This window comes from Vibrio sp. 811 (assembly GCF_033339195.1).
The window spans coordinates 1-589 of record NZ_JAWOUB010000667.1 but is presented as its reverse complement, the minus strand read 5'-3'; the positions used below and the strand labels follow the sequence as shown (position 1 = coordinate 589).

The 589-nt window shown below is 48.6% G+C and carries 1 protein-coding gene; it reads right to left on the bottom strand.

The features are described 5' to 3' along the window. The coding region (murJ, locus tag R7Q46_RS28725) for a murein biosynthesis integral membrane protein MurJ (RefSeq protein ID WP_318078515.1) at positions 1-589 on the bottom strand (589 nt) is incomplete at both ends.

The window sequence follows — 589 nt, the reverse complement described above, 5'->3', positions numbered from 1 at the left end:
CCTAGACCAATTAACATTCCTAACATGCCGCTACGGTGAGCAAAGCTCCACTCTAGCCAAACCGACATGTCTTCCAATTGCCATAAGATCGCAGCAACCATCGCAGCACCAGCAATAACCAAACGTATAATAAAGAAGACGGTACGCTTAGTGATTTGATAGACACCTGCAATGTGCAGACCTCGGTACAACAGCGCCATGTTGACGAACGCTGACAATGCCGTAGCAATAGCCAAGCCGACGTAACCGTAGAAATAGGCAAAAATTGCGTTGAACACCATGTTAGTCACCATCGCGATGATGCCGTATTTCACTGGCGTTTTTGTGTCTTGACGTGAGTAATAGCCTGGCGCCAACACTTTAATTAACATGAAATTCAATAGGCCAGATGCGTAAGCGAGCAACGACAGAGACGCCTGGAGCACATCTTGTGGAGAGAACTCACCGCGCATAAATAGAACCATCAACATCGGCTTCGCCAACGCCATCAAACCCAACATCGCCGGAATCCCGAGCAGCGTTACCATGCGAACGCCCCAATCCATGGTATGTGCAAAACCTTTGCTGTGCGAGTCCACATGTTTACGAG